At 68.1% G+C, this 3977-nt stretch carries 3 protein-coding genes and 1 pseudogene; 2 read left to right on the forward strand and 2 right to left on the reverse strand.

From position 1 onward, the window contains the following. Both BGN97_RS09525 and BGN97_RS09530 read right to left on the reverse strand, forming a co-directional pair. Window positions 1–268: pseudogene (locus BGN97_RS09525) on the reverse strand (branched-chain amino acid ABC transporter permease); the annotation flags it as partial. Window positions 269–271: 3 nt separating this feature from the next. Next, entirely contained in the window at window positions 272–1621 is a 1350-nt protein-coding gene (locus BGN97_RS09530; protein WP_292700549.1) for a branched-chain amino acid ABC transporter permease, read from the reverse strand. A 284-nt stretch (window positions 1622–1905) separates the two neighbouring features. Between BGN97_RS09530 and guaB the strand changes: the two genes are divergently transcribed. Both guaB and BGN97_RS09540 read left to right on the forward strand, forming a co-directional pair. Beyond that, window positions 1906–3411, forward strand: a complete 1506-nt coding sequence (gene guaB / locus BGN97_RS09535; RefSeq protein ID WP_292700552.1) for an IMP dehydrogenase — start codon at window positions 1906–1908, stop codon at window positions 3409–3411. A 143-nt stretch (window positions 3412–3554) separates the two neighbouring features. Next, on the forward strand, window positions 3555–3977 hold a 423-nt coding region (locus BGN97_RS09540), incomplete at its 3' end, for an OsmC family protein (RefSeq protein ID WP_292700554.1).

Below are 3977 nucleotides of genomic sequence, written 5' to 3' on the forward strand. Positions count from 1 at the left end.
GCCGGAGCGTCGGGATGCCGAGGATCAGCGCGAACAGCACGCCGCCCAGCAGACCGATGAGCATGCCCATCCACCACGGCAGGCCGAAGCTGAGCACGGAGATCGCGTACCCGTATCCGCCCACGGCCATGAAGGCCGCCATGCCGAAGTTCAGCAGGCCGGAGTAGCCGAAGTGCACCGCGAGACCGGTCGCCGCCAGCGCGTACGCGATGGTGGTCGGGTGCAGGAGATATGTGACGGTGTTGCCGAAGATCTGTCCCCAGTCCATGCGTCAGCCCAGCCTTTCCTTGCGGCCGAACAGGCCCTGGGGCCTGACCAGCAGCACCACGATCAGCGCGATCAGCGCGCTGGCGTACTTCAGATCCGACGGGATCCAGAGGGTGGAGACCTCCACCGCGATTCCGACGATGATCGATCCGATCAGTGCGCCGAAGGCCGATCCGAGGCCGCCGAGCGTGATCGCGCAGAACATCAGCAGCAGCATCTGCATGCCCATGTCCCACTTCACGCCGGGGCGGAAATAAGCCCACAGGATGCCGGAGATCGAGGCCAGGATGCCGGCCATGATCCACACGATGCGGATCACCCGGTCGACGTCGATGCCGGATGCCGCCGCGAGCTGCGGGTTGTCGGAGATGGCGCGGGTCGCCTTGCCGATGCGCGTGCGGGTGAGGAAGTACGCGACGCCGAGGATGACGACCAGGCTCACACCCATGCCGATCAGGTCGATGTACGACAGCGAGATCGGCCCCAGCTTCATCGGCTCCGGGCTCGCACCCGGCAGCTGGTACGTGCCGCCGCCGATGATGTACTGCAGCACGAATCGGAGCGTGAGCGACAGGCCGATGCTGACGATCATGAGCTGCACGACCCCGAGACCGCGTCGGCGCAGCGGGCGCCACAACCCGGCGTCCATCGCCCAGCCCAGCAGAGCGCCGGCGGCGATGGAGGCGATCAGGCCGGCCCACAGCGGCAACTGCCAGACCGAGCTCACGAGCAGCGCGGCGACACCGCCCCAGGTGACCATCTCGCCGTGCGCGAAGTTCGACAGCCTCGTGGTCCCGTAGATGAGCGCGGCGCCCATCGAGGCGAGGCCGAGAAGCAGACCGAAGTTGATGCCCCCTACCGCGCGGGAGAGCAGCTGCTCGGTGAACGAGACCGTGACGCGTTCGCCCTGGCCGAGGAAGAGGTTGACGATCTTGGTGCCGGTCAGCCCGAACGCGGCCTCGAACGAGCCGCTCGTCCCGGCGACCGCCTTCACGCCCTCGGGGAGCTGCGCGGCGTCGACGATCACGCCCTTCGGCAGGGTGTCCTCGTCGATCGAGATCGTGTACGCGGCCTTCTTCGGCACGTACAGGCGCCACTTGCCTTCGGCATCCGTCTTGGTCTTGCCTTCGAAGCCGTTCCCCTTGACCGAGAGCTTCACATCAGGGATCGGCTTGTCCTTGTACGTGATGTTCCCGGCGAAGTAGAACTGGGTGATCTCCTGGCCGTCGGGTGTCGTGGCGGCCTGTGCTGAACCGGCGGGTACGCCGAGCACGATGAAGGCGGCCAAAAGCGTCGCAAGCAGCGCGATCAGCCCGTTCTGGGGGCGCCGAAGCGCCGGGGTTCTGAGTCCCACGCATCCTCCACATCGAGTGCTGAAGAACCGACACCGGGTAGCGGTCGGTTCTGGACGTCGCACTGAGCGTATCTCGCTCCGGGCCGCATCCGCACAACCGTGTCCGGATCGGAACGAAGCCCGGGAGTGTCGGACGGTCGCCGTCGTGCAGCGCTCTCGGAATATCCGCAGGCGCCAGACGTTTAGAATCGATACACGACGGACACCGCTCCCGTCCCCGGCTGCAGTCGTCCCGCGCACTCTCGACAATCGATCGCGCCCCCGGCGCAGAGGAGCCAGTTTTCATGCCCCAGCACGACCCGTTCGGTTTCGTCGGACTCACCTACGATGACGTGCTGCTTCTGCCCGGGCACACCGACGTCATCCCCAGCGAAGCGGACACCTCCTCCCGCATCACGCGCCGCATCTCGGTCGCGACCCCGCTGCTCTCCAGTGCGATGGACACGGTCACCGAAGCGCGCATGGCCATCGCCATGGCGCGCGAGGGCGGCATCGGCATCCTGCATCGCAACCTCTCCATCGCCGACCAGGCCGCCGACGTCGACCGGGTCAAGCGCAGCGAGTCGGGCATGATCACCGACCCGATCACCACGACCGCTGACGCCACCGTCGACGAGGTCGACCAGCTGTGCGCCAAGTACCGCATCTCGGGTCTGCCGGTCGTCGACGACGAGGGTCGCCTGGTGGGCATCATCACCAACCGCGACATGCGCTTCGTCTCCGGCTTCGAGCGCAAGACCACCCTGGTCAAGGACGTCATGACCAGCGAGAACCTGGTCACTGCTCCCGTCGGCGTCGCCGCCGGCGAGGTGATCGCGCTGTTCGCCCAGCACCGCGTCGAGAAGCTGCCGCTCATCGATGAGAACGGCAAGCTCGCCGGGCTGATCACCATCAAGGACTTCGACAAGAGCGAGAAGTACCCCCTCGCCACCAAGGACGACCAGGGCCGCCTGCGCGTGGGCGCCGCGATCGGCTTCTTCGGCGACGCCTGGGAGCGCGCCGAGGCGCTGCGCGACGCAGGTGTGGACGTGCTGGTCGTCGACACCGCCAACGGCCAGTCGCAGGGCGTGATCGACCTGGTCAAGCGTCTGAAGGCCGACCCGACCTTCGAGCACATCGACATCATCGGCGGCAATGTCGCGACCCGCGAGGGCGCACAAGCGCTGGTCGACGCCGGCGTCGACGCCGTCAAGGTGGGTGTGGGCCCGGGCTCGATCTGCACCACCCGCATCGTCGCCGGAGTCGGCGTGCCGCAGGTGACCGCGGTGTACGAGGCCTCGCTGGCCGCAGGCCCGGCAGGCATCCCGGTGATCGCCGACGGCGGCCTGCAGTACTCGGGCGACATCGCCAAGGCGCTGGTCGCCGGAGCGGACGCCGTGATGCTCGGCTCCCTGCTCGCCGGCACCGACGAGTCGCCGGGCGAGATCGTCTTCCAGTCGGGCAAGCAGTTCAAGCTGTACCGCGGCATGGGCTCCCTCGGCGCGATGCAGACCCGCGGCAAGCAGACCTCGTACTCGAAGGACCGCTACTTCCAGGCCGACGTCCCCAGCGACGACAAGCTCATCCCCGAGGGCATCGAGGGCCAGGTGCCCTACCGCGGCCCCGTGTCTGCGGTGGCGTACCAGCTGATCGGCGGCCTGCGCCAGTCGATGTTCTACGTCGGCGCGCGCACCGTCGAAGAGCTCAAGGCGCGCGGGAAGTTCGTGCGCATCACGTCTGCGGGCCTGAAGGAGTCGCACCCGCACGACGTGCAGATCGTGGTCGAGGCCCCGAACTACAACAAGCGCTGAGACACGCGTCGAAGAGGGCGGATGCTGCGGCATCCGCCCTCGTCGGGGCGCTACGCGGCCTGAGCATTGCGTCGTGTGACGCGGCGTTGCGAGGTGTGACGGCGCGCGAGCGCGGCATCCGGCTGCCGGGTTACCGTCGCCGCATGACACTTCTCAACGACCAGTTCACCGCCATCGCAGACGTCACCGCCGACGAGCGCGCCCAGCGCCTCACCGACGCCGGGATGACCTGGAACGAGCGCATCGCCCGCGACGCCTCCAACGCGCAGCTGACCTACCGGGTCACCGGTCGCGGGGTCGGTTCCGTCGGCACGGAGATCCGTGCGGGCAAGCACCGCTTCCTCGTCGACGAGCCCGCGGCGCTCGCGGGCGACGACGCGGCCGCGAGCCCCGTCGAGTACGCGCTCGGAGCGCTGATCTCCTGTCAGGTGGTGGTGTTCCGCCTCTACGCGCAGGCCCTCGGCCTCACCATCGACGACATCGAGGTCACCGCCGAGGGCGACCTCGACGTGCGCAAGCTGTTCGGCATCGACGAGTCGGGCCGCGCCGGCTTCCACGACGTGCGG

It is taken from the genome of Microbacterium sp. 69-10, assembly GCF_001897945.1.
Lineage (GTDB): Bacteria > Actinomycetota > Actinomycetes > Actinomycetales > Microbacteriaceae > Microbacterium.